Below are 23,628 nucleotides of genomic sequence, written 5' to 3'. Positions count from 1 at the left end.
CCATGGATCGCCTGCGCTTGCTCCAGCAGATCGATATGGCGGCATTGCGCCGCGATGTCGAGCACATCAGCCTGCGCATCCCCACCCGCCTGGCCGGCACGCACGCGGGCGAGGAGATGGCGCGCTACAGCGCCGATCGCCTGGCGCAGGCGGGCGTCGATGCGCGCGTGGTGGCGACGCCGGGTTTGGTCAGCGTGCCGGGTCCCGCCCGCCTGGAGGGGGAGGGCCTGCGGTACGTATTGCAGACGTGCGCGCATTGCGGCCAGACGCCATCCGCCGGCCTGCTGGCGGAAGTCGTCTACGCCGGCGGCGGCACGCCCGGCGAGCTGGAGCGGGCGGCAGCGGCTGGCAAGATTGTGCTGGTCGATCTGGGCCTGCCGCCTTCGCGTCCCGAGAAGCACCGGCTTGCCCGCGCGGCGGGCGCCGTCGGCCTCATTACCATCAACTGGGGAAGCGACGCGGGCGATGCCTTGCCCTATGGGTCCGTCAAGAGCATCTGGGGCAATCCCGCCAGCCAACATGACATGGAAGACCTGGAGTCAGCCTTGCCAGCGGCCGGAATTTCCCGCCGCGACGGTCTGGATCTGCAGGCCAGGCTCAAGGCTCGGCCGCTGGCGCTGCGCCTGCATGTGCAACCCGACAATGGCTGGCGCACCGTGCATTACACCGTGGGCGAGCTTGGCGGGCAGGGCGAGGATTTCGTCATCGCCGGAGGCCACCAGGACTCCTGGCAAGGGCCGTCGGCGACGGACAATGCCACGGGCAGCGCCTGTCTGCTGGAACTGGCGCGCTTGTTCGGCTCGCAGCGCGCCGAGCTGCGCCGGGGGCTGGTCTTCGCCTTCTGGGAAGGACACGAGACGGGAGGGATGCTCAGTTCGGCGCATTATGCGGATCGTAATTGGGAGAGGCTGCGCGATCACGCCGCGGCTTATCTTCAGATCGACCAGCCCGGCTGCCTTGGGGCGACGCGCTGGAGCAGCCATTCGAATACGCAGCTGCGCCGCTATGTCCAGGATTGCGATGCCCGGCTTTTCCCGGATACCGAACGCAGTTGGCGCCGTTCCACCAAGATTGGCGATGCTTCCTTCTTCGGATTGGGCATACCCATGCTGGCCGGGCTGGCCTCGTATTCGCCGCAGGTGTTGAGCGCCAATGCCAATGCGCCTTTCGGCTGGTGGCACCACACGGCCAGCAACACGCTGGACAAGGTCGATTTCGCCAGCCTGGAACGGCATATGCATGCCTACGCGTCTTATCTCTGGGACTTGTGCACGCTGCCGCTATTGCCCTTCGACTTCTCGGACGTAGCCCTCGGCCTGGCCGAACGCCTGCGGGCTTTGGCGGGAGCGGACGACACCCTGGAATTATTGCCGCTGGCCGCCAGCCTGGACCGCTTGGCCGATAGGGCCGGCGGTTTGGCGCAGGCGGTCCAGGCCTGCAACGACCGCCCCCATGACGGCCGTATCGAGCGGCTGGACGACGCGCAAAAGCGGCTTAGCCGCCTGCTGATCAACCTGGAGTCCAGCGCCTGCGGCCGTTATGGCCATGATCCCTACGGCCTGACCGCCCAGAGCACGCTGTTGCCCGGGTTGCACGACCTGCAGGAATGGCAGGCGCTGGAGCCTGGCCCGCTGCGGTGGTGCCGGGAAACCGGGCTTTGGCGCACCCGGAACCGCGTGGCCGACGCGGCGCGGGATGCGCTCCAGATCATCGAGGCCGTGCTCTGAGTTTCGGGGCTGGCAATCCAAGGAAATCCATCGTGACGCTTGCCCGCATCGATACGCATCAGCATATTGTGCCCGCCGCCTACGCGGCGTGGTTGACCGATAACGGCATACCCGGTATGCCGCATCCGCGCTGGTCGCCTGCGATTGCCCTGGAACTGATGGACCGCCAGGGTATTGCTTCGGCCGTGCTCTCCGTGTCCACACCCGGTGTGCACCTGGGCGACGACCGCGAGGCGCGCATCAAGGCGCGAGAGGTCAATGACTACGCGGCCGACGTCGTCGCGTCGCGGCCGGACCGTTTCGGTTTCTTCGCCACGCTGACCTTGCCGGACGTGGATGGGGCTATCGAAGAGGCGGTATACGCGCTGGACGTGCTGGGGGCGGACGGCGTGGTGCTGATGAGCAACGTGGGCAATGCCTATCTCGGCCAGGCCGCATGGGATCCTTTGATGATGGAGCTGAACCGCCGGGCGGCGGTCGTGCTGGTGCACCCCAATGAGCTTCCGGCGCCGGAGCTGCCCGGCATACCAGGTCACGCGGCGGACTTCTTGCTCAATACCACGCGCGCGGCGATCAACATGGCGAGAGCCGGGTACATGCAGCGTTTTCCCGATCTCAAGATCATCCTGTCGCACGCGGGGGGATTCCTGCCCTATGCCGCCGAACGGATGGCTCGCCAGTGTTCCCCCGATGGAAACCACGAGGCCGGTCTGGCGAACCTGCGCCGCTTCTACTTCGACACCGCCTTGTCCTCCAGCCCTTATGCGCTTGCCTGTCTGTTGGCCTTCGCGGATCCGGACAAGATCACGTTCGGCAGCGATTTTCCGCATGCCTCGGCGAGCCGGGTGGACCATTTCACCCGCCTGCTGGACGCTTGTCCGCTGGACGGGGCGCAGCGCGAGGCGATATCGCGCGGCAATGCGCAGGCCCTGTTCCCGCGATTGTCCGCCAGGAGCGAGCGCGCGCTTCGGAAGGGAGTGCCGGCATGAGCAAAGCCATTTTTCCCGATTCCCGAAGCCGGCGCAGCCTCTTGAAGGGAGCGGCAGCCGCGGCCACGCTCGCAGCGGCGCCCTGGGCCAGGCCCGCCCGGGCCGCCGAGCCGCTGTATATCAACACCTGGGGAGGTCCTTGGGACAAGGCCGCTCAGCAGAGCCTGTTCGAGCCTTTTACCAGGGATACCGGGATTCCCATCCGCACGGTTTCCCCGGTTTCCTTTTCTCGCCTGGCTTCGCAGGCGCGCACGGGTGTATACGAATTCGACGTTACGGAAATCGGCGGCAGCGAGTTGATGCGGGCCATCGATGCCGACCTGTTGGAACCCATAGACACCAGCATCATCGACGTGCAATCGTTGGCGCCGGGGCAGGTTATCGGCAGCGGTGTCGCGGTCATGGCTTTCTCCACCGTCATCGCCTGGCGCAAGGACAAGTTCCAGCAGCCGCCGCAGTCCTGGCCGGAGTTCTGGGATACGCGGCAGTTTCCCGGAGGGCGCAGCCTGCAGCGCTACGCCGCCCGGGTCGTGCCCCTGGCCCTGGTTGCCGACGGTGCGGACACCCATCATCTATATCCGCTGGATCTGGACCGGGGTTTCGGTTCCCTGGACCGCATCAAGAGCAGCATACGGACATGGTGGTCGCAAGGCCAGCAGTCGTATCAATTGCTCGGCGGCGGCGAGGTGAGCGCCATCGGGATGTGGCACAGCCGGGTCCAGCAGCTCATGGGCGATGGCGCGCCGGTGGATTTCACCTGGAACCAGCAGCAGATAGACCGCGGGTTCTGGGTGGTATCCAAGGGATCGCCCCGGGCCAAGGCCGGCTGGCGGTTCATCGCGTCCATCCTGCGCGCCGAACGCGCAGCGCAGTTCTGCATGCTGGGCGGCTACAGCCCGGTGGATCCAAGAGTGTTCGAGCAAATCCCGCAGGCGCGCGCGGTAGCCATGCCGACCTATCCCGCCAATTACCGCCAAGCCATCGAGCAGGATTTCGCCGCTCTGGCGCCGCAGCTCAATGCTCTGACCAGCCGGTTCGACCGCTGGGTAATGCGCTGAGCCACAAAGCAGAAAAGAACCTATTTCGAGGGGGTACCATCATGACACAAAGTACATTGGCCGATCCCGCGCGCCGCTCGGCGGTCAAGCGTCTGGGCGCCGCGGCGCTGGGCATGGCGCTGTCGCCCTACGTGTCCACGGCGCGCGCGCAGGATCCTTTGTTCGTCAATACCTGGGGCGGGATCTGGGACAGGGCTGCGCAGGCGCACCTGTTCGATCCTTTCACCAAGGAAACGGGCATCCCGATACGGACTGTCTCACCCGTTTCCTATGCGCGGCTGGCAGCCCAGGCGAAGACGGGCGTCTACGACTTCGACGTGACGGCCATTAGCGGTTCGGAACTCATACGCGCCGAGCGCGCCGGCCTGATCGAACCCATAGACGAGAGCCTCGTGGACGTGGCGTCGCTGGCGCCGGGCCAGCGCCTCGGCAACGGCATCGGTTCGCATGTTTTCGCCACCTTGATCGCCTATCGGAAAGACAAACTGAAAGAAGGGCCGCAGAACTGGGCCCAGTTCTGGGACGTCAAAACCTACCCCGGCACGCGCAGCCTGCAGCGTTATGCCGCCAGGGTACTGCCGCTGGGACTCATGGCCGATGGCGTTGCGCCCGCCGAGCTCTATCCCCTGGACCTGGACCGCGCTTTTGCGTCGATGGACCGTATTAAGCCCGACATCCGAGTTTGGTGGACCCAGGGGCAGCAGTCATACCAACTGCTGCGCGATGGCGAAGTCACCGCCATGGGCATCTGGCACGGACGTGCCGTGCACATGGCCAAGGAAGGGGTTCCCATCGAAATCGTATGGAACCAGGCCCAGATCGACCAGGCCTATTGGGTAGTCTCCAAAGGGTCGCCGCGCGCGAAAGCCGGTTGGCGTTTCATCGCTTCGGCGCTGCGCGCGGAGCGGTTGGCCGGCTTTTGCATGGATGCGGACTACAGTCCGATCGACCAGCGGGTATTCGCCCACATTCCGGAAGACGCCGCGCGCTACATGCCGACGTATCCCGAGAATTACGCCAAGACCGTGCAGCAGGATTTCGCCAAGCTCACGCCGCAATTGCAGGAATTGAACCAGCGATTCGACCGCTGGGTCATGCGCTGAAGGAGGGCATGGAGCATGGACCGTCACCCCGCCACCCGGCCGCTACCCTATCTGCTCTTGGCCCCGTTGCTGGTTTTCCTTGCCGTTTTCTTCCTGTTTCCGCTGGCGGAAGTATTCGCGCTCAGCTTCACGGATCCCGAGCCCGGCCTGGACAACTATCGCAACTTTTTCTCCGATCCGTTCTATTGGCGCGTGCTGGGAGTCACGTTCTCGACGGCGGGCATCGTGACGCTTTGCTGCCTGCTGGCGGGCTATCCGCTGGCCTATTTCATGGCGGGCGCCCGGCGTCGATACGGCAACATCGCGCTCCTGGTGGTCGCGTTGAGCTACTGGACCAGCTTTCTGGTGCGGACCTACGCTTGGATGATCCTGCTGGGCAACAACGGACCCATCCTGGGAGTCATGCGGGCGCTGGGCTGGTCCTCGCCACCGGAGCTGCTGTTCACGCGGTTCAGTTCCACCCTGGCCATGGTCCATGTTCTGGTTCCGCTCATGGCCATTACGCTGTACTCGGTCATGAAGAAGATCGACCCGGTGTATGTCCGCGCCGCCCGCAGCCTGGGTGCCCGCCCTTGGACGGCATTTTGCAAGGTGTTCTTTCCGCAGACGCTGCCCGGCGTGATCAATGGCTGCACCATGATCTTCATTATCTGCCTGGGCTTTTACGTCATTCCCGTCCTGCTGGGGTCGCCGCGCGAGCAGATGATAGCCGGCGTGATCGGACAGCAAATGGACGAGATGGGGAATTTCGGCGATGCCTCCACGATGGCGGTCGTGCTGACTCTGGTCACGCTATTGCTCTATGGCTTCTATAGCTGGTGGTTCGACGCTCGACAGAGCCGGGGAGCAAAGAAATGAGATGGATGTACTGGCTAGCTGTTCCCCTGGTCGTGCTCGTTGGAGCTCCCTTGCTGATCGTGGTGCCGATGTCTTTCAGCACCTCGGCGTCGCTGATCTTCCCGCCGCCGGGCTACGGGCTGCAACACTACGCGGCGTACTTTTCGGACTACGCATGGCTGCTGCCCACCGCCAATAGTCTGTTGATCGGTGTGGCGACGGCGCTGCTGACGTTGTTGCTGGTCGTGCCCGCCACGTTTGCATTGGTGCGTTATCCCTTCAGGGGACGCGCCTTGGGACGGGCGTTGGTGATTCTTCCCTTGATCGTCCCGAACATCGTGATGGCATTGGGCTATTACCTTTACCTGGGAAGTCTGAAACTGACCCAGACATACCTGGGCGTGATTCTGGCCCATGCCTGTCTGTGCGTGCCCATCGCCTACCTCATCCTGGAGGCCAACCTCAAGAACTTCGATGTGAATCTCGAGCGCGCGGCCCGCAGCCTGGGTGCTGCGCCCATGAAGACATTTTGGCTGGTCACGTTTCCGATATTGCGCCCAGGCTTTCTGGCGGCCGGCTTGTTCGCCTTCGCACATTCCTTCGATGAGGCGGTGGTCGCACTGTTTATCTCCGGACGGGACGTGCCCACGCTTCCCAGAAAGATGTTCGAAAGCTTGCGTATGGAATCGGATCCGGTGATGTCGGTCGTGTCTGCGCTGTTGTTGGCGGCGGTGTTGCTGTTCACCATTCTCTATGCGGCGTCCAAGCACTACCGATCCGTCCGGCTTCGCCAGCGCGCGACCACGCCATCGGGGACCGCGAATATTTCGAATTCCTATAGTTGACCCAGGGGGAAAACATGTCCGCATTTACCATGGCCGCGCCGGCGGTACACCAGGCACAGACCGCCTGCGTCACGCCGCAGTCAAGTTACTTGTGTGTCTCTCGCTTATGTAAAAGCTACGATGGCCAAGGCCGTGCGGTGGACGGCGTGGATTTGCAGATACGCAAGGGAGAGTTCGTCACCTTGCTGGGGCCCAGCGGATCGGGCAAGACGACAACGTTGTCGATGATCGCCGGATTCGAGGCGCCCAGCGAAGGAGACATCAGCATCAATGGCCGCTCGCTGGTGAGCGTGCCCGTGCACCAGCGCAATATCGGCGTGGTGTTCCAGAACTATGCGTTGTTTCCGCACATGACAGCCCAGGAAAACGTCGCGTTTCCGTTGCGCATGCGCAGGCTCAATACCAAGGATGCCATGGACCGCGCGAAGCGGGCCCTGGCCAGCGTGGGTTTATCTGGACAGCTTGAAAAACTGCCCACGCAGATGTCGGGCGGACAACAGCAGCGGGTCGCCCTGGCGCGCGCGCTGGTATTCGAGCCTGACGTCCTGTTGCTGGACGAACCGCTGAGCGCGCTCGACAAGAACCTGCGCGAGCAGATGCAACTGGAAATCAAGCGGCTGCATACCGAGTTGGGGATGACTACCTTGTTCGTCACGCACGACCAGAGCGAAGCGATGGCGATGTCGGACCGTATAGCCGTGTTCAATCGGGGCAAGATCGAGCAGTTCGACGCTCCGCTGACGGTCTATGACCGGCCGGCGACTCGCTTTGTCGCCACCTTCATCGGGGACAGCAACCTGTTCGACGTCGTGATCGACGATCCGGACGAGGGCCGCGTTCATAGCGAACTGTTGGGGGCGGTTCGGGCTACGTCGAGCAACCTCTCTGCAGGCGCCAAGGCGCACCTCATGGTGAGGCCGGAGGCTATTCAGTTCGCTCCATTGCGGGATGCTGCCCAGGAGAGAGGCGTGTTCACCGTAAGCAGCGTGCTGAACTTTGGCGACAGGGCGCTGGTGCACGGCAAGGTCGGGCAGCAGAACGTCAAGGCAATGGCGGTCAACCTTGATACGCGCCTGGTGCACACTGGCGCACGCCTGGCGATGAGTTGGTCGCATGAACAGGCGTACGTGTTGGCGGGTTAGAAACAGCCTGAGGTCGGCGGTGCCTCTCAAAGCTCTATCTTTCCTGCCAGGAAAAGCTCCTGTCGGATGACCGTAAAAGCGATGGTAGTGGCCCATGTCAATCATCGAAACCCCTTTGACTATGCGGGTCTGCGAGAGTGCTGATGATCGAGCGGAAGTGACTCGACGTCCTTCGGGGGCTGTCGCCGATTATCGAAAAACTGTCGTAACGTATTGATTTACAGGTAAGTGCGTCGCGCCATCTATCGATGGCTATCGCGGCCAGCAAAACGGTTTTGCGACAGAACCGACGGTAAGCCCTCGGAAGTCGATCCAGACTTCCTGCTTACCATTGAGGCCGGTCGGTCTTTGACGGTAATAATCTTATCTGGAAAGCATGATTTCATGCGGCGTTCCGGGCATCGAGGGGTTTCCAAGCTCCTGACGCCAACATCCTGCGCGTCAGGATGCAGGGCAGGCTTGCACGAACTGCATCTTGTCGCTGATGTTCTACAAGCAACCGCCCGACCAATTGGTGCAAAGCGAATGGCTTATCGATGCAAAGAAAAAGATCGCCACCCGTGATCTCTTGCTCTTGATCGAACTCCTCCCCGACAGCGATGCGATCCGAAGACGCGTGGCGGAGCGATTCAGGACGCGCTCGCCGGAGCCGTTCGATCTGCTGTCGGCCATTGGCCGCGATTGCGTGGGGGCGGTGCAGCTTCTGGGCGAGGACGAGACGCCGCGGGATGTTGACCGCATCGACGGGGTGCCGCTGTCCGAGGAGGATATCGAACGGCATCTGGTCGAGACGGTGTCGCCGCAGGCTTTCGCGGCGGGCCGTGACCCGGACGCGGACTTCCGCATTTCGCTGGCGGGCGCGCAGGAGAAGATGGCTTTGCTGCGGTGGAACGGGCAGTGGCTGGCGCGCGCGCGCCACGCCGACGAGCCATATTTTCAAGCTCCCGCTCGGCCTGGTGGGCGGGCGCCGGGCGGATTTCACGACGTCGGTGGACAACGAGTGGCTGTGCCTGAGGCTGCTGAGGGCATATGGGCTGGATGTCGCGGATGCCCATATCGAGACGTTCGGCAGGCAGCGCGTGCTGGTGGTGGCGCGTTTCGATCGGCGCGTGGCGCCGGACGGGCAATGGCTCATGCGGCTGCCGCAGGAGGATTTCTGCCAGGTCGAGGGTTGTTCCCCGTTGCGCAAGTATGAGAATGAGGGCGGCCCGGGGCTGAAGGCGTTGTTCTCCACCTTGCGGCAGTCGGTCAAGGCGGAGGCCGACATGAAGTCGCTGATGGCCGCGCAGGTGCTGTTCTGGCTGCTGCGCGCGCCGGACGGCCACGCCAAGAATTTCAGCATCCGGTTGCTGCCGAGGGGCCGCTTTCGATTGACGCGGCTGTATGACGTGATGTCGGCGTATCCGGTGCTGGGCGACGGCCCTGATCAATGGTCGCCGCAGGAGGTCAGGCTGGCAATGGCCCTGCTCGGCAAGAACCGGCATTACGAGATGCACGGCATCCAGCGGCGGCACTTCAACAGCACGGCTCAGCAGGTGGGTTATGGCCCGACGGCCGAACCGCTTATCGAGGAGATTCTTGCGCGCACGCCGGCGGCCATTGCCGAGGCGCGGGCGGATTTGCCGCCAGGCTTTTCTCCGCGTGTTGCCGATACCGTTCTGGGCGGGCTCGAGCAGGCCGCGGCGGCGCTGGGCAGAATGGAGGCGTGAGGCGCAGGTCTGGCGCAGCGCCTGTTCAACACGCCGTCTTTATGCGTTTTCCGCGAGCCGTCGGTGACACGGCATCCAGGACTGCGTGAGATCGCCGACAAGCTCGTGCATCGAGATCCTGGCGCCGAGTTCAACGACGGCCTCTTGCGTTTTCTGATCCAGCGCTTCGCATATGACCGTAATGTCCACGTCTCGGCGGACCATCAAGCCAAGCGCCGAGCTGCCTACCCGTATTGGCGTTCCGATGGCGGCCGGCAGCCTGTCGAGGCCGAGGATCTTGGGTCGGACAAAGAAATGCCGGGAGCCGCGGGCGCGATCACTCGGAAGTCGGCATTGCGGGCCCTTGTTGCCATCCCGACAGGACGAAGCGATTGATGAAAGGTGTCCCTCTGGCTCGTGCGTTCTTGGCGGTTTGTTCGGGTCGCGGCTGCACGTCAAGCCGCATGAGGGGCAGGGGCGGAAAGGGGAAAAGCGTGGAATGAATAGCTGCTTGCCGCGAGTTCGCATGGCCACAAGAAACGGAGTTCCGGGCTGCGGAGCGGCTTCTATGCTGGTCATTCGACCGGCCGGCGACGCGGCCGGATTCCGCGGGCGCGCGGCGAGCCGGTCGCCGAAGCTGAAACGCCGGCAAACCGCGCCGGCAACGGAGCGTGGGCAATGGAGGCCATGATGAGTCCAGGAACCCCGGCCAGAATCCCGGCCGTCGAGGGCCATGACGATGCGGCGGCGCGCGGCAAGTACGATTGGGCGGGCGTCGAGCAGTCGCTCGATGCGTATGGTCATGCGGTTTTGCCGGGGCTGTTGACGCCGGCGCAATGCGAGGCGCTGGCGGGGCTGTATCCGCAGCAGGCGCGCTTTCGGACGCGGATCGCGATGGCGCGTCACGGGTTCGGGCGCGGCGAGTACCAGTATTCGCATATCCGTTGCCGCGGCTGGTGGAGCGGCTGCGCCAGGGCCTGTATGAGAAGCTCGCGCCGATTGCCAACCGCTGGAATCGGTCGCTGGGGATCGAGGCGAGGTATCCGAACGAGCTGGACGCGTTTCTCCTGCGCTGCCGGCAGGCGGGGCAGGCGCGGCCGACGCCGCTGATACTGCAATACGGGGAAGGCGATTACAACTGCCTGCACCAGGATGTTTACGGCGAACATGTGTTTCCATTGCAGGCGGCGATTCTGTTGTCGGCGCCGGGCAGGGATTTCACGGGCGGGGAGTTCGTGATGACGGAGCTTTCGGCGCTGGGGCAGCGGGCCGAGGTGGTGCCGCTGCGCCAGGGCGATGCGGTGGTGTTCACGGTGCGCCAGCGGCCGGCGCAGGGCCGGCGCGGCTTGCGCAAGGCGGTGATGCGCCACGGCGTGAGCCGCGTGGAATGCGGCAGGCGCTACACGCTGGGCCTGATCTTCCACGACGCGAGCTGAGCATGAAATCATCTGCGGACGTGTTGGCGGAGGAATACGGGGCCACGACGATAGACCGGCAGGATTGGGCCGGCATTGCCGCGCAATTGGATGCCGACGGCTACGCGCTGTTGCCGGGCTTGCTCGACAGGAACGCGGCGCGCGGGCTGGCGCGCCTGGCCGGCACGTTGCGGGAAGCCGGTTATGAGCAACCGCCGGATAATCCGCCGGGACGCGGGGAGTGGTTGTATTTCGGATCGCGCCTGCCGGCGCCGTGGACGGCGTGGCGCGAGGCGTTCTACCGCTGTCTGGCCGTCGTCGCGAACCGCCGGAACGAACGGCTGGGTATCGAGAACCGCTATCCGGACGAGCTGGACGCGTTCTTGCGGCGCAATCGCGAGGCGGGGCAGCGCCGGCCGCAGTCCCATCTCAGTCGGCTGGGTGTGGACGACTATGTGCTGCTGCATCAGCGCGCCGAGGGCGGGCAGGTGTTTCCCATGCAGCTGGCGGCGCTGCTATCCGAGCCGGGGGAGGATTTCGAGGGCGGCGAGTTCGTGATGACGGAGCAGCGGCCCCGGATGCAATCGCGCCCGATCGTGGCGCCGCTGAGGCTGGGCGACGTGGCCGTGGTCGCGACGGCGGGATGGCCCCGGGAAGGGGCGCGAGGGGCGTACCGGGTCAGTTTCAGGCATGCGGTGAGCCGGGTGCGGCGGGGCGAGCGCATCGGCATGGAGGTGTTCTTCCACGATGCGCCATGAGGTCGGGGCGGCGGCGTCAGCGCGCGCCCAAGTGTTTGAGATATGCGCAGAACATGTCGGCCATGGCATCGGCGTACGTCCGGATGTCGGCGGCCGTGCGCGGGCTGGATGAGAACTCCTTGCCCACGGTGCTCAGGGTGGTGGTGACGAGTTCGCCGGCCAGCGCGCGGCGGGCGGGGGCGGCCCGGGGAAGCGCCTCTTGCATGAAGGCCCGGATGCAGCGGCCGCCAGCGGCGCGGGCCTGTTGTGCTTCGGGCGCGTCGCGGTAGAGGGGCGCGGCGTCGCCGAGGGCGCCGCGCATGGCGGCTTCTTCGCATTCGGAGCGCAGGAACGCATGGACGAGGGTGCGCAGCCGTGCGAGCGGCGGCTTGCGCGCGTCGCCCAGGATGCGGCTCAGCAGGTCCGTCGTTTGGCGCCATTCGTCGCACTGCAGGCGGAACAGAATGGCGGCCTTGTTGGGAAAGTACTGGTACACCGAGCCCACACTGACGCCGGCTCTTTCGGCGACGCGCGCGGTGGTGAAACGCTGTGCGCCTTCCTTGGCCAGAACCTGAGTGGCGGCTTCGAGAATGGCCGCGACGAGCTGGGTGGAACGGGCCTGTTTGGGCTGCTTGCGCGAGGAAACTTGCGGGGCGGCGGGGCGGGGCATGGCGGCGTCGGGCGACTGGCAGGAATGCGAATAGGAAATGCGACGAAACAATCGTATTCTACCAACGCGACGAATTAATCGCATTTCCATGCCGCCGGCCGGCCCGGCGAACAAGAATCCCCCTGGGGGACGGCTGGCCCGCACGCGGGCGCGGCATGGGGCATTTTTCTGTTTCGCGTCGCAGGCGTTTTGTTGTTGCGGACGTTCAGGCGGCTGGCGCGCGCCCGCGCGCTGGAAGCGCTGGTGGGTTAAGCCTGCCTCAGCGGGCCAGCATGAAAACCGCCACGCCCGCGCCGAGCAGGATCAGCATCGCGCCCGAGGCCCGCTCCAGCCAGGGCAGGGCGCGCTCGAAACGCCGCAGCACGGCGGGACTGCCGATCAGGGCCGCCACCAGGACGTCCCACAGCAGCACCACGCTGAACATCCAGACGCCATAGACCATCTTCCACCCCGACGCGGCCTGGGGGCCGAGCATGGCGGCCAGGCTGGCGTAGAAGAGCGCGTTCTTGGGGTTGAGAATGGCCGACAGCAAGCCCATGCCGGCGGCGCGCCGCCAGGCGCCGGCCGACGACGATTGGGAATCTTTCTGATTTGGCAGCAACAGTGTCGTGGGATATCGAGGCAGCAGAAACCTGAATGCAGGCATGCCCGGTCGGACCGGATGCCGCCGGGTGCTTAGCGGAAGAGACTGAAAATGTTTAGCAATATCAAGGTTCGCACCGGATTGATGCTCGCGCTGGCGGTGGTGGCGGTCGCGGCGTTTGTCGCCATCGCGCTCGGCTGGAGCAATACCCGCGCCAATGTCGAAGCCATCAATGCGCTGGACAGCCTCAGCGTACAGCAGAACAATCTGATCAAGGACGCCTATACGCAGATGCTGCGCGCGACCATCCGAGCCGACATCGTGGCGGCGCAACGCGCGACCGGAGACACGGCGGGCGCCGCCGACAACGCGCGGCTCATGCAGCAACTGCTGGACGACGCGCAGAAAAAGATGCAGGCGTTCAAGGCCATTCCCAAGATCACGAACGTGGGCAAGACGCGCGAGAGCGAACTGCTCAATGCGTTCAACAACTTTGCGCAAGCGTCGCAGGCCATGCTTGCCGCGCTCGAGCAGGGCGACGGCGCGGGCTACCTGAGCATCAAGAACGGCAAGGCCGGCGCCGCCAGCGGCGCGTTCTACAAGCAGCTCACGGAGTTCTCGCAGGAAATCAACGCCTACAGCGCGGAACGCATCTCCCGCTCGCGCTCCGAAAGCGCCCTGATGGCCTACGTATACGGGGCGCTGGTCCTCCTGGTGGCCGCGATGCTGGCCGGGGCGTTCGCCTTTATTACGCGCGTCATCCTGCGCCCTCTGCGCAGCGTGGGCGAAAGCTTTGACAGGATCGCCGCCGGCGACCTGACGGCGCGGGTGGAAGCGACTTCCACCAATGAGATCGGCGTGCTCCTGGCTGCCGTCAAGCGCATGCAGGAGAGCCTGACGCGCACGGTGGCGGCGGTGCGTCGCGGGGTGGACGAAATCAACGTGGGCGCGCGCGAGATTGCGGCGGGCAACACGGACCTGTCCAGCCGCACCGAAGAGCAGGCGGCGTCGCTGGAGCAGACGGCGGCGTCGATGGAAGAGCTGGCCTCGACGGTCAAGCAGAACGCGGACAATGCGCGGCAGGCCAACCAGCTGGCGGCCAGCGCGTCGGACGTGGCCGAGCGCGGCGGTCAGGCGGTGTCCGAGGTGGTGAGCACGATGCAGAGCATTTCGGCCAGCTCGAGCAAGATTTCGGAGATCGTGTCGGTGATCGACGGCATCGCGTTCCAGACGAATATTCTGGCGCTGAACGCGGCGGTGGAGGCGGCGCGGGCGGGCGAGCAGGGCAAGGGTTTCGCGGTGGTGGCGGGCGAGGTGCGTTCGCTGGCGCAGCGCAGCGCGCAGGCGGCCAAGGAGATCAAGGGCCTGATCGAAGACTCGGTGAACAAGGTGGGGGCGGGCTCGCAGCAGGTGGAGCGCGCCGGGGCGACGATGCAGGAGATCGTGGCGTCGGTGAAGCGTGTGACGGACATCATGGGCGAGATTTCGGCGGCGTCGGAAGAGCAGTCCAGCGGTATCGACCAGGTGAACCGGGCGGTGTCGCAGATGGACGAGGTGACGCAGCAGAACGCGGCGCTGGTGGAGGAGGCGGCGGCTGCGGCCGGTTCGCTGCAGGAGCAGGCGCAGCGGCTGGCCGAGGCGGTGTCNGGCACCTCGATGACCTCGCCCGCGTTAATCTTGAACACCGACACCGCCTCGGCCAGCCGCTGCGCCTGCTCCTGCAGCGAACCGGCCGCAGCCGCCGCCTCCTCCACCAGCGCCGCGTTCTGCTGCGTCACCTCGTCCATCTGCGACACCGCCCGGTTCACCTGGTCGATACCGCTGGACTGCTCTTCCGACGCCGCCGAAATCTCGCCCATGATGTCCGTCACACGCTTCACCGACGCCACGATCTCCTGCATCGTCGCCCCGGCGCGCTCCACCTGCTGCGAGCCCGCCCCCACCTTGTTCACCGAGTCTTCGATCAGGCCCTTGATCTCCTTGGCCGCCTGCGCGCTGCGCTGCGCCAGCGAACGCACCTCGCCCGCCACCACCGCGAAACCCTTGCCCTGCTCGCCCGCCCGCGCCGCCTCCACCGCCGCGTTCAGCGCCAGAATATTCGTCTGGAACGCGATGCCGTCGATCACCGACACGATCTCCGAAATCTTGCTCGAGCTGGCCGAAATGCTCTGCATCGTGCTCACCACCTCGGACACCGCCTGACCGCCGCGCTCGGCCACGTCCGACGCGCTGGCCGCCAGCTGGTTGGCCTGCCGCGCATTGTCCGCGTTCTGCTTGACCGTCGAGGCCAGCTCTTCCATCGACGCCGCCGTCTGCTCCAGCGACGCCGCCTGCTCTTCGGTGCGGCTGGACAGGTCCGTGTTGCCCGCCGCAATCTCGCGCGAACCCACCGTGATCTCGTCCACCCCGCGGCGCACCGCCGCCACCGTGCGCGTCAGGCTCTCCTGCATGCGCTTGAGCGCCGAGAAGAGATGGCCGATTTCATTCGTGCTGCCGACTTCGATGCGGGCCGTGAAATCGCCGGCGGAAATCTTGTCGAAATGATCGCCGGCCACGCGCAGCGGCCTGAGCACCATGCGGCTGATGAACAGCCAGCATCCCGCCGCCAGGACCACGGCAAGCGCGAGCAGCGCCAGCGTCACGCCGCGCGACACCCGATGCGCCGCTTCGGCCTCGCGGACCAGTTCATCGGTGCGGTTGTCCACGTACTGGAGAAAATCGTTGCTGGCTTTCGCGAAGGCGGCGTTCACGTCCCGCGCCGCGTCGTTGAGGTCCAGGAATTGCTGGATCTCCATCTGCGACAGGGCTTCGGCCTGGCGCCGGCCCAGTTCGTCGAACGGCTTGAACGCGGCTTCCAGCTTCTGCACCAGCGCGTCGGAACCTTCGAGCCGGGAAGCCTGGCGGAAAGTCTCGAACGCCCTGTAGCCCTTCTGCATGACTTCTTGCGCCAGCTTGCCGTCGGCCGCCGCGGCCTCGGTCTTGCCCTGCTGCATCTCCATGAGCGCCGTGTTGAGCAGCACCCGGCCACGCATGAATTCGCTGTAGGCTTCGTGCAGGCGCCCTGCCTGATCGCCATAGGCCGAGTTGATCGCCTCCATCTTTGCGTTGCTGGAATTCAGCCCAAACCACGCCACGCCATTGGAGGCAAACATGGCGCCGGTGAACAACAAGAGCACCAGCAGGATGCAGGTGCGGACTTTCAGATTGACAAGCATGGAAGACCCAAGCGTTATGCGACGTGTGACAACGGTTCCCGGCCCGCACACAGGCACGGACGCTGCGGCGCCAGGGCCGGCAGCGTCCGTCAGGCGCTGTCGCCGCTCCCTGCGGGGCGGCGCGTTTCGACGGCCTATTTGCGACTGAACAGACTCGACCCCTGGATGGTCATGAATGCCGCGGACGCGGCCTGCAAGGCAACCTGCCGCAGGGCAAGCTGGCTGGCGCCAGAGTAGTAATCCAGATCCTCCAGATCAGAGAGCGATTTCGAGTACGACAGGCCTTTCTGCGTACCGGTGGCGTCCAGCGCCTCCAGCTCGTTCATGCGCGCGCCGACGGAGGCCGCCACGGTCAACACGTTGTCGTAGTTGGTCGACAGCTTCTTGTTGGCGGTGGCCAGCACGTTGTTCAGCCTGGCCAGTGCGACCTCGTCGCCCGCGATGGGCGAATCCAGCGTTTCGATGAGATTGTCCAGCGTGCTGAAGAGATCCACGTCGGTGCCGCTCTGCTGGAAGCTCTCCACGTCGATGCGGTCGCCCGCCTTGGGCGCGCCGGTGATCGTGACGGACACGCCGCCGAAGTCGATGGCCTCGCCCGCCTGATAAGCGGTGGCCGGATCGGGCGGCGAGGGAACCGTGACCGGCGCGACGGGCGGATCGGCGTCCGGATCGCTGGTGGTGATGCGGTAGCCGATCGCGCCCGACACCGGATCGGCCTCGAACTCGACGCTGAAATTCTTGCCGATGTTGGCGCTGCCCGGCGTGACCGATACGGTGCCGAACTGGGCCGTTCCCTGGTTGGACGCCGCCGCGCTCGCCACGTACCCGGTCGAGCCCGGGTTGGCGCGGTTGAAGATGTCGGAACCGATGTCGCTGGTGGACATCTGGCGGCTCTGATCCACCTGCACCACGCGCTGGCCCGTGTCGCCGTTGTATTCGATCTTGCCGTTGGCCGGATTCACCGCGTAGGGAATGGTGTTTCCCTGGTAGCCCGAGAACAGGTACTGGCCGTTGCCGTCGGTGCTGTTGGCCAGGCCCAGCAGCGCTTCGCGCGCGCTCTTCAGCGCGGTGGACAGGGCCTGCCGGTCGCTGTCGGAGAACGTGCCGTTGCCCGCCTGCACGATGCGCGTGCGGATGTCCTGCAACGCGGTCGTGATGGATTCCAGGACATTGTTTTCCTGGCTGAGGTTGGTGCTGGCCGTACCGCGGTTCATGGCGTACGTGGAGTTCATGCTCTGCGTCTGCGCCACGTTGATGCTGAGGGAGGCCGACAGCGGATCGTCGGCGGGGCTCAGGAACTTCTTGCCCGTGCCGATCTGCTCGACCAGGCGGTTCATGTCCGATTCCTGAGAAAGAATGCCCTTCAGGCCATTCGCGTACATCATGCTGGTGCTCAGGCGCATCGTTTCGCTCCGATTCGTTCTCTATGTTCCGTCAATCCAGGGCCGGTCAGCCGCGCAGGCCCAGCAGGGTATCGAACATCGTGCTGGCCACGTCGACGATGCGGGCGGCCGCCTGATACTGCTCCTGGTACTGCGACAGGTTGACGTACTCTTCGTTCAGGTTCACGCCCGAAACCGCCTGCTGGGCGGCGAGCTTCTGGGCGACGAGGTTCTGCTGGGCCGTGGCGGCCGACTTGATCTGCGCCGTCTGCACGCCCACGGTGTTGACCAGCTGGGAGTACATTTCGGTCAGGTTCATGCTGCCCTTGCCCAACACCTTGGCGGTCTGGAGCTGGGCCAGCTTGAGGGCGTTGTTGCCATTGGCGTCGCCGCCCGCCGCGTCCGCCGCCGCGATCTTGTTCGGGTCGGAGATCAGCACGGTCAGGTCGCGCGCGGCATCGCGGGTCGGGGCGATGGACCATTTGTCGCCCGCCGCCGGCGGCGCGCTGATGGTCAGTTTCACGCCCATCTCGGCTTCGAGGTCGAGCACGGCATTGGGCGGCGCGCCCGTGGCCGGGCCGTTGTAGACCTGCGTGCCCGCGGGCAGGCGCAGCACCTGGTAGTTGGTGCCGTCGAAGCTGATGGAGTATTCGTTGGCGTTGATGTTGGCGACGTTGGTGAACTCGCCCGAGATCTGCGCGTTGCTCTTGTTCTGGGTGTTGGGCACCGCTTGCGGCGAAGACAGCCCGAAAAAGTCTTCGCCGGGGTTGCCGTCCAGGTCCACGCCTTGCGCGTGCTGCTCGTTGAACGACAGCGCCAGCCCCACGGCGAGCTGGCCGAGCTGGCTCTGCATCACGTCGAGCGACGAGGCGCGGAACTGCAACAGGCCGCCCAGCGTGCCGCCGGTGACTTCGGCGTCGGTCAGCTCCACCGTGGTGGTCTTGCCCGCGCCGGCGGGCAGCGTGTAGGCCAGCACGGTGCGCCCCACGTCCTTGGAAGAGGACACGGCCTGCAGCGGATAGATGGTGTCGCCGCTCAGCAGGGCCTGGCCGCCCGCCAGCGTGATGTTGATCTTGTCGCCCTGCTCGTAGGTCGTCACGCCGACGAGCTGGTTCAGCTCGGACACGGCCTGGTCGCGCTGGTCGAGCAGGTCGTTGGGCGGCGCGCCGTTGGCCTTGCCCGTGGCAATGGTGATCTGCTGGTTGAGGTCGTTGATGCGGGTCAGGTAGCTGTTGACCTGATCCACCACCGTGGAGATCTGCGTATTCAGGCCCAGGCGCTGGTTCTGCATTTCCTGGTAGGCCGAGCGGATCTGGGTGGCCAGGCTGTTGGCCTTGCCCAGCAGGTCCTGGCGCGCGGCCGGATCCGCGGGCTTGCTGGCCACGGTGTTCATACTGGTGAAGAAGTTGGACAGCGCGGGGGACACGCCCACGGTGCGGTCGGCAAACAGGTTGTTGATCTGCGAAACCTGGTCGAGCTGCGTCTGCAATTGCGCGCTGCTGCCCTGGGCGCCGACGAGCTGTCGGTAGAGGAAACTGTCGTAGCTGCGCACGACCGTATCGACCTGCACGCCGCGGCCGATATACCCGTTGGAGGTGGCCTGGGCGCCGGCGGTGGACACCATGACCTTCTGGCGGTTGTATCCGGTCGTGGTGGCATTGTTGATGTTGTGGCCGGTGGTGGCGATACCCGCCTGAGCCGCGTTGAGCCCGCCCAACGCCAAGTTGTACATGTTCATGCTGACAATGCCCCGTCTGTAACCGCAAATCTGTGTTCGGAATACCCGGTTAACGGCCTGCGGTCATTCAAATTTAGAGTCCTTCCGGAATTCCCGAGGAAAACCCCGACGCCGCGGGCCCGCCCCGGAACTGGCTCATGATGCCTATCAGTTTCTGCGCATATTGCGGGTCGGTGGCGTAGCCCGCGTCCTGGATGCGGCGCGCCGCCTCGATCTCGTTGCGCGCCTGGGCCACCGCCTCGTAGCGTGGGCTGCTGCCCAGCAGGCGGGCGTAGTCGGCGAAGGATTCCTCGTACGACGAATAGGCCCGGAAAGGTTGCGTCACTTTTTTTGAAACGCCATTCTCGTACTCGGTGGTGAGCACGTTCACCACCTTGCCCTTCCAGCTCGCGCCGGCCTTGATGCCGAAGAGGTTGTAGCTGGTGCTGCCGTCGGGATGACGGATCTCGCGCTGGCCCCAGCCCGATTCGAGCGCCGCCTGGCCCAGGATGAGGCGGGCGGGCACGCCGCTTTGCTGCGAGGCGAGATTCGCCGCCCGCGCCATGCGCGACACGAAGCTGACGACATGGTCAGGCGCTCCCTCGGCGGCGGCGATGGCGCGGTCGCTGGCGCGGTTGTAGCGCATGACGTTCAGGAGCGCCGACACCTCGCGCGACCCGCCCGTGGCGAAATCCAGGTCGGATCCCTGGCCGACGCCCTTCAGGGTGTCGGCCGACAGTTCGCCGGGCTTGCCCTGCCGCATCTGGGCCAGGATGGACTGCGACAGCCCGATGCCCGGCGTGGCAAGATGCAAGGCCAGCTGCTCGTCGGCCATGGACTGCAGCATGCGGCTCTGGTCCGAGTCGAACAGGCCCTCGCGCGGCGTGGCTTCCCGCATGCGCTTGAGCATCATCTGCAGGAACAGGGCCTCGAACTGCTTGGCCACCTGCTTCTGCTGCTCGGTGCCCGAGGGGTCTTTCGTGACTTCGCGCCGCAGGTTCGAGAGGCGGCCCAGGTCGAAGACCGAATCCTGGCCGCCCGAGCCTCGCGCCGCGTCGCCGTTTCCGCTGATCGCCATCAGATGATTTCCAGTTCGGCGCGCAATGCTCCCGCGCTCTTCATGGCCTGCAGGATGGCCAGCAGATCCTGCGGCGTGGCGCCCAGGGCATTGAGGGCCTTGACCACGTCGGCCAGGTTGGCGCTGGTGTTCAGGCGCTGCAGCGAGCCGTTTTCTTGCCGCACCTCGATCTGCGTATTGGGCACCACCACGGTCTGGCCCTCGGTGAACGGCGTGTCGGGCTGGGAAACCTGGTTCTGGCGGTTGATGATGACGGACAGGTTGCCGTGCGCCACCGCCGCCTCCTCGATCATCACGGTGCGGTTCATGACCACGGAGCCGGTGCGGGCGTTGATGATGACCTTGGCCGCCGAGGGCGCGCGCGCCACCTGCAGGTCTTCGACCTGCGACAGGAAGCGGGCCATGGAACCCTGCTCCAGCGGAGTGCGGACCTGCACCGCGCGGCCGTCGAGCGCCACCGCCGTGCCGGCCCCGAACTTGCGGTTGAGGGCCGACGCCACGTTCTGCGCCGTGCCGAAATCGGTACTGTTCATTTCCAGCATGATGTAACCGTCGCGCGCCACCGTGGTGGGAACGGCGCGCTCCACGATGGCGCCGCCGTTGATGCGGCCGCCGTTGAGCTGGTTGATCTGCACGCTGGAGCCGCCAGCCGACGCGCCCGCGCCGCCGACGAGAATGTTGCCCTGCGCGATCGCGTAAACCTGGCTGTCCGCTCCCTTGAGCGGCGTCATGAGCAGCGTGCCGCCGCGCAGGCTCTTGGCGTTGCCCATGGACGAGACGACCACGTCCAGGGTCTGGCCGGGCCGCGCAAAGGCCGGCAACGTGGCCGTCACCATGACGGCCGCCACGTTCTTGAGCTGCATGTTGCTGCCCGCCGGCACCGTGATGCCGAGCTGCGAGAGCATGTTGGTCAGGCTCTGCTGCGTGAACGGCGTCTGCCGCACCTGGTCGCCGCTGCCGTCCAGCCCCACCACCAGGCCGTAGCCGATGAGCTGGTTGCCCCGCACACCCTGGATGGACGCCAGGTCTTTGATGCGCTCGGCATGGGCGGCGCCCATGCCGGCCAGCAGGACGGCGGCCAGGCAGGCGCGCGCCAGCGCGGAAACCAGGGCGGAAATCGGAGAATCGTGTTTCATCGTCAGAACGGCGAAGCGATCAGGAAGAAGCGCTGGAGCCAGCCCATGGTCTGGACCTCGTCCATCACGCCCTTGCTGCGGTATTCGATGCGGGCGTCGGCCACCTGCGTGGACGAGACGGTGTTCGTCCCGGTGATGGAGCGCGGATCGACGACGCCGGAAAAGCGCACGTACTCGCTGCCGCGGTTGATCGCGATCTGCTTCTCTCCGGCCACCTGCAGGTTGCCGTTGGGCATGACGCCCACCACCGTGGTGGTGATGGTGCCGGTAAAGGCGTTGTTGGCCGTGCTGTCGCCCTTGCCCTGCGCCACGTTGCCGCCGGTGGCCTCGGTGTTGAGGTTGGCGTTCGCCCAGCTGTTCATGAAGGACGGCGCGGCGGCGATGCCCAGCGAGGTGGACGACGTGCGGTTGGTGTTGGTGGCGACGTTCTTGGAGGCGTTCGTCTTTTCGTTGAGGACGATGGTGACGATGTCGCCCACGTTGCGCGGCCGGCGGTCTTCGAAGAGCGGGTAGTTGCCGTAGGCGGTGGGCTGGTAGATCGAACCCGTGGGCTGCGCCGCCGGCGCGGGCGGCGGCGGCGGCACGGCCGTGGTCGGCCCGGTCACGATGGGCTCGGGCGGAATCATGGCGCAGCCCGCCACCGCCAGGGCCAGGGCCGCACTCGATACCAGGCGCATTACGGACATGGGCATCACAGTTGGGTCAGGCGGGCGAGCATCTCGTCCGAGGTCTTCACGGCCTTGCTGTTCATTTCGTAGGCGCGCTGCGTGGTGATCATGTTCACCAGCTCCTCGGCCACGTTGACGTTGGACGTCTCCACGTAGTTCTGCATGATGGAGCCCGCGCCGTCCACGCCAGGCTGCAGCAGGTTCGCCGGGCCCGAGGCGTCGGTTTCGAGATACAGGTTCTCGCCCACGCTCTGCAGGCCCGCCGGGTTGATGAAGGTGGCGATCTGCAGCTGGCCGACCTGCACGTTGACGCCCGCGGCGCCCGGCTGCGTCACCGACACGATGCCGTCCTTGCTGATGGAGATCGTCAGCGCGTTGTCGGGGATGTTCATGGGCGGCTGGATCACGTAGCCGCTGGCCGTGGTGAGCTGGCCGTTCTGATCGCGCTGCAGCGCGCCGTCGCGCGTGTAGGCCTGGGTACCGTCGGGCAGCTCTACCTGCAGGAAACCGCGCCCGTTGATGGCGATGTCCAGCTCGCCCCCGGTGTTGTTGAGGTTGCCGGTGGTGTGGATGCGCTCGGTGGAGGCCACGCGCGCGCCCGTGCCAAGCTGCAGGCCCGAAGGCAGCTGCTGCGCATCGCCCACCTGCGCGCCCGGCTGGCGCAGGGTCTGGTACATGAGGTCCTGGAACACCGCCCGGCCGCGCTTGAAGCCGTTGGTGGCCACGTTGGCGAGGTTGTTCGAAATGACGTCCATCGACGTCTGCTGACCTTCGAGGCCGGTCTTGGCGATCCACAACGAACGCATCATGATGTCTTACTCCTGAGGCGGCGGACGGGCCGCGCGCTGAAAAATTGGTCGGTCAGGCGCTCACGGACAGGATGCCGTTGGCGCGCTCGGCATTGCGGTCCGCCTGCTGGATCACCTGCATCTGCTGCTCGAAACGGCGGGCATTCTCGATCATGCCCACCATGGCCGCCATGGGATTGGCGTTGCTGCCTTCCAGCACGCCGGACAGCAGGCGCAGCGCCGGATTCGCCGGCACGGGCGGCGCCGGCTGGCCGTTCTGGCCCGCCAGCCGGAACACACCGTCGTCGCCGTGCACGAGCTGGTCTTCGGGCGGGCTGGCCAGCTTGATGCGGCCCAGGTTCAGGATGTTGTTCGGCGCATCGCCCGCGCCGATGGCGGTGATGGTGCCGTCCGAGGAGATGGTGAGCGCGGCCTGGTCGGGCACGTCGATCAGCCCGTTCTGTTCCGACAGCACGGGCTGGCCCAGCGAGGTCTGCAGCACGCCGTTCACGCCCACCTGCAGGCTGCCGGCCCGGGTGAACGCCTCGCCCTGCGGCGTCTGCACGGCGATCCAGCCCTCCGAGCCGGCCAGCGCCACGTCCAGCTCCCGGCCCGTGGTCTGCATGGTGCCCATTTCGAAGTTGTTGCGCGGCGTGGACGTTACCGTGGACACCCGCGTGGGCAAGCTCACGCCGTCGGTCACCGGCACCGAGCGGTACATGGCGATCTGCTCGCGAAAGCCCGGCGTGTTCACGTTGGCCATGTTGTTGGACAGCGCGGCCTGGTGCTCCGTGATGCGCGCCGCGCCGTTCATGGCGGTGTAGATGATTCGATCCATAGCGTGTTACCT

At 65.6% G+C, this 23,628-nt stretch carries 19 protein-coding genes and 3 pseudogenes; 11 read left to right on the top strand and 11 right to left on the bottom strand.

From position 1 onward, the window contains the following. Window positions 1–2 precede the first annotated feature (2 nt). The 8 genes and pseudogenes from AD428_RS02425 to AD428_RS02390 form a co-directional block, all read left to right on the top strand. A complete protein-coding gene (locus AD428_RS02425) occupies window positions 3–1,727 on the top strand; it encodes a M28 family peptidase (RefSeq protein ID WP_053244029.1) in 1,725 nt (574 codons plus the stop codon). Between the two features lie 32 nt (window positions 1,728–1,759). Then, window positions 1,760–2,716, top strand: coding sequence for an amidohydrolase family protein (locus AD428_RS02420; RefSeq protein ID WP_200907979.1), 957 nt, complete (start codon window positions 1,760–1,762; stop codon window positions 2,714–2,716). Next, on the top strand, window positions 2,713–3,774 hold the full coding sequence (locus AD428_RS02415; protein WP_053244028.1) for an ABC transporter substrate-binding protein: 1,062 nt from the start codon (window positions 2,713–2,715) through the stop codon (window positions 3,772–3,774). The genes AD428_RS02420 and AD428_RS02415 overlap by 4 nt, the downstream gene beginning before the upstream one ends. Before the next feature lie 56 nt (window positions 3,775–3,830). Next, the gene (locus AD428_RS02410) at window positions 3,831–4,877 is read left to right on the top strand and encodes an ABC transporter substrate-binding protein (protein ID WP_160318542.1); all 1,047 of its coding nucleotides are present in this window, start codon (window positions 3,831–3,833) and stop codon (window positions 4,875–4,877) included. Between the two features lie 15 nt (window positions 4,878–4,892). Further along, window positions 4,893–5,735, top strand: a complete 843-nt coding sequence (locus tag AD428_RS02405) for an ABC transporter permease (protein WP_053244026.1) — start codon at window positions 4,893–4,895, stop codon at window positions 5,733–5,735. Window positions 5,736–5,794: 59 nt separating this feature from the next. Beyond that, complete coding sequence (locus tag AD428_RS02400) at window positions 5,795–6,559, top strand: ABC transporter permease (protein WP_235488864.1); 765 nt, start codon at window positions 5,795–5,797, stop codon at window positions 6,557–6,559. 14 nt (window positions 6,560–6,573) lie between these two features. Next, window positions 6,574–7,701 (top strand): ABC transporter ATP-binding protein, encoded by a 1,128-nt coding sequence (locus AD428_RS02395; protein WP_152967960.1) that lies wholly within the window; start codon window positions 6,574–6,576, stop codon window positions 7,699–7,701. 583 nt (window positions 7,702–8,284) lie between these two features. Further along, window positions 8,285–9,410: pseudogene (locus AD428_RS02390) on the top strand (HipA domain-containing protein); the annotation flags it as partial. A 39-nt stretch (window positions 9,411–9,449) separates the two neighbouring features. On the opposite strand, the gene AD428_RS24245 reads toward AD428_RS02390, so the two are convergent. Next, complete coding sequence (locus tag AD428_RS24245; RefSeq protein ID WP_200907978.1) at window positions 9,450–10,193, bottom strand: hypothetical protein; 744 nt, start codon at window positions 10,191–10,193, stop codon at window positions 9,450–9,452. On the opposite strand from AD428_RS24245, the pseudogene AD428_RS02385 reads away from it, so the two are divergent. Both AD428_RS02385 and AD428_RS02380 read left to right on the top strand, forming a co-directional pair. Continuing rightward, window positions 10,080–10,825 (top strand): annotated as a pseudogene (locus AD428_RS02385) (2OG-Fe(II) oxygenase). The gene AD428_RS24245 and the pseudogene AD428_RS02385 sit on opposite strands and share 114 nt — an antisense overlap. Window positions 10,826–10,827: 2 nt before the next feature. Then, window positions 10,828–11,562, top strand: coding sequence for a 2OG-Fe(II) oxygenase (locus AD428_RS02380; protein WP_053244024.1), 735 nt, complete (start codon window positions 10,828–10,830; stop codon window positions 11,560–11,562). Between the two features lie 16 nt (window positions 11,563–11,578). On the opposite strand, the gene AD428_RS02375 is transcribed toward AD428_RS02380, so the two are convergent. Continuing rightward, complete coding sequence (locus AD428_RS02375; RefSeq protein ID WP_053244046.1) at window positions 11,579–12,211, bottom strand: TetR family transcriptional regulator; 633 nt, start codon at window positions 12,209–12,211, stop codon at window positions 11,579–11,581. 259 nt (window positions 12,212–12,470) lie between these two features. Further along, window positions 12,471–12,857 (bottom strand): LysE family translocator, encoded by a 387-nt coding sequence (locus AD428_RS02370; RefSeq protein ID WP_082308211.1) that lies wholly within the window; start codon window positions 12,855–12,857, stop codon window positions 12,471–12,473. Between the two features lie 48 nt (window positions 12,858–12,905). On the opposite strand from AD428_RS02370, the pseudogene AD428_RS24240 reads away from it, so the two are divergent. Continuing rightward, a pseudogene (locus AD428_RS24240) lies at window positions 12,906–14,440 on the top strand (methyl-accepting chemotaxis protein); the annotation flags it as partial. A gap of 1 nt (window position 14,441) precedes the next feature. Here AD428_RS24240 and AD428_RS27380 read toward each other — a convergent pair. From AD428_RS27380 to AD428_RS02315, 8 genes are all read right to left on the bottom strand, one after another. After that, on the bottom strand, window positions 14,442–16,009 hold a 1,568-nt coding region (locus AD428_RS27380; protein ID WP_053244045.1), incomplete at its 3' end, for a methyl-accepting chemotaxis protein. A 134-nt stretch (window positions 16,010–16,143) separates the two neighbouring features. Next, on the bottom strand, window positions 16,144–17,412 hold the full coding sequence (flgL, locus tag AD428_RS02345; protein ID WP_053244020.1) for a flagellar hook-associated protein FlgL: 1,269 nt from the start codon (window positions 17,410–17,412) through the stop codon (window positions 16,144–16,146). Between the two features lie 46 nt (window positions 17,413–17,458). Beyond that, the gene (gene flgK / locus AD428_RS02340; protein WP_053244019.1) at window positions 17,459–19,129 is read right to left on the bottom strand and encodes a flagellar hook-associated protein FlgK; all 1,671 of its coding nucleotides are present in this window, start codon (window positions 19,127–19,129) and stop codon (window positions 17,459–17,461) included. A gap of 73 nt (window positions 19,130–19,202) precedes the next feature. After that, entirely contained in the window at window positions 19,203–20,186 is a 984-nt protein-coding gene (gene flgJ, locus AD428_RS02335; RefSeq protein WP_053244018.1) for a flagellar assembly peptidoglycan hydrolase FlgJ, read from the bottom strand. After that, entirely contained in the window at window positions 20,186–21,322 is a 1,137-nt protein-coding gene (locus AD428_RS02330) for a flagellar basal body P-ring protein FlgI (protein WP_053244017.1), read from the bottom strand. Before AD428_RS02330 ends, flgJ begins: the two co-directional genes overlap by 1 nt. 2 nt (window positions 21,323–21,324) lie before the next feature. Next, a complete protein-coding gene (locus tag AD428_RS02325; protein ID WP_053244016.1) occupies window positions 21,325–22,014 on the bottom strand; it encodes a flagellar basal body L-ring protein FlgH in 690 nt (229 codons plus the stop codon). Further along, window positions 22,014–22,799, bottom strand: coding sequence for a flagellar basal-body rod protein FlgG (gene flgG, locus AD428_RS02320; RefSeq protein ID WP_053244015.1), 786 nt, complete (start codon window positions 22,797–22,799; stop codon window positions 22,014–22,016). The genes AD428_RS02325 and flgG overlap by 1 nt, the downstream gene beginning before the upstream one ends. Window positions 22,800–22,851: 52 nt before the next feature. Then, complete coding sequence (locus tag AD428_RS02315) at window positions 22,852–23,616, bottom strand: flagellar basal body rod protein FlgF (protein ID WP_053244014.1); 765 nt, start codon at window positions 23,614–23,616, stop codon at window positions 22,852–22,854. Between the last annotated feature and the right edge of the window lie 12 nt (window positions 23,617–23,628).

Source organism: Achromobacter sp. DMS1 (genome assembly GCF_001270295.1).
Note: the sequence above shows the minus strand (reverse complement) of the source record. Positions and strands in the feature narration are given on the sequence as shown.

Excerpts from the sequence above, each read along its gene's own strand:
- AD428_RS02425 (WP_053244029.1), top strand. The coding sequence starts at position 3 with ATGGATCGCCTGCGCTTGCTCCAGCAGATCGATATGGCGGCATTGCGC.
- AD428_RS02380 (WP_053244024.1), top strand. The coding sequence starts at position 10,828 with ATGAAATCATCTGCGGACGTGTTGGCGGAGGAATACGGGGCCACGACG.
- AD428_RS02375 (WP_053244046.1), bottom strand. The coding sequence starts at position 12,211 with ATGCCCCGCCCCGCCGCCCCGCAAGTTTCCTCGCGCAAGCAGCCCAAA.
- AD428_RS02325 (WP_053244016.1), bottom strand. The coding sequence starts at position 22,014 with ATGCCCATGTCCGTAATGCGCCTGGTATCGAGTGCGGCCCTGGCCCTG.
- AD428_RS02405 (WP_053244026.1), top strand. The coding sequence starts at position 4,893 with ATGGACCGTCACCCCGCCACCCGGCCGCTACCCTATCTGCTCTTGGCC.
- AD428_RS02330 (WP_053244017.1), bottom strand. The coding sequence starts at position 21,322 with ATGAAACACGATTCTCCGATTTCCGCCCTGGTTTCCGCGCTGGCGCGC.
- flgG (WP_053244015.1), bottom strand. The coding sequence starts at position 22,799 with ATGATGCGTTCGTTGTGGATCGCCAAGACCGGCCTCGAAGGTCAGCAG.
- AD428_RS02395 (WP_152967960.1), top strand. The coding sequence starts at position 6,574 with ATGTCCGCATTTACCATGGCCGCGCCGGCGGTACACCAGGCACAGACC.
- AD428_RS02415 (WP_053244028.1), top strand. The coding sequence starts at position 2,713 with ATGAGCAAAGCCATTTTTCCCGATTCCCGAAGCCGGCGCAGCCTCTTG.
- flgJ (WP_053244018.1), bottom strand. The coding sequence starts at position 20,186 with ATGGCGATCAGCGGAAACGGCGACGCGGCGCGAGGCTCGGGCGGCCAG.
- AD428_RS02315 (WP_053244014.1), bottom strand. The coding sequence starts at position 23,616 with ATGGATCGAATCATCTACACCGCCATGAACGGCGCGGCGCGCATCACG.
- AD428_RS02370 (WP_082308211.1), bottom strand. The coding sequence starts at position 12,857 with ATGCCTGCATTCAGGTTTCTGCTGCCTCGATATCCCACGACACTGTTG.
- flgK (WP_053244019.1), bottom strand. The coding sequence starts at position 19,129 with ATGAACATGTACAACTTGGCGTTGGGCGGGCTCAACGCGGCTCAGGCG.
- flgL (WP_053244020.1), bottom strand. The coding sequence starts at position 17,412 with ATGCGCCTGAGCACCAGCATGATGTACGCGAATGGCCTGAAGGGCATT.
- AD428_RS24245 (WP_200907978.1), bottom strand. The coding sequence starts at position 10,193 with ATGACCATACGCATCGAGCGACTGCTCGACGCCCGCCCAATCGTACTT.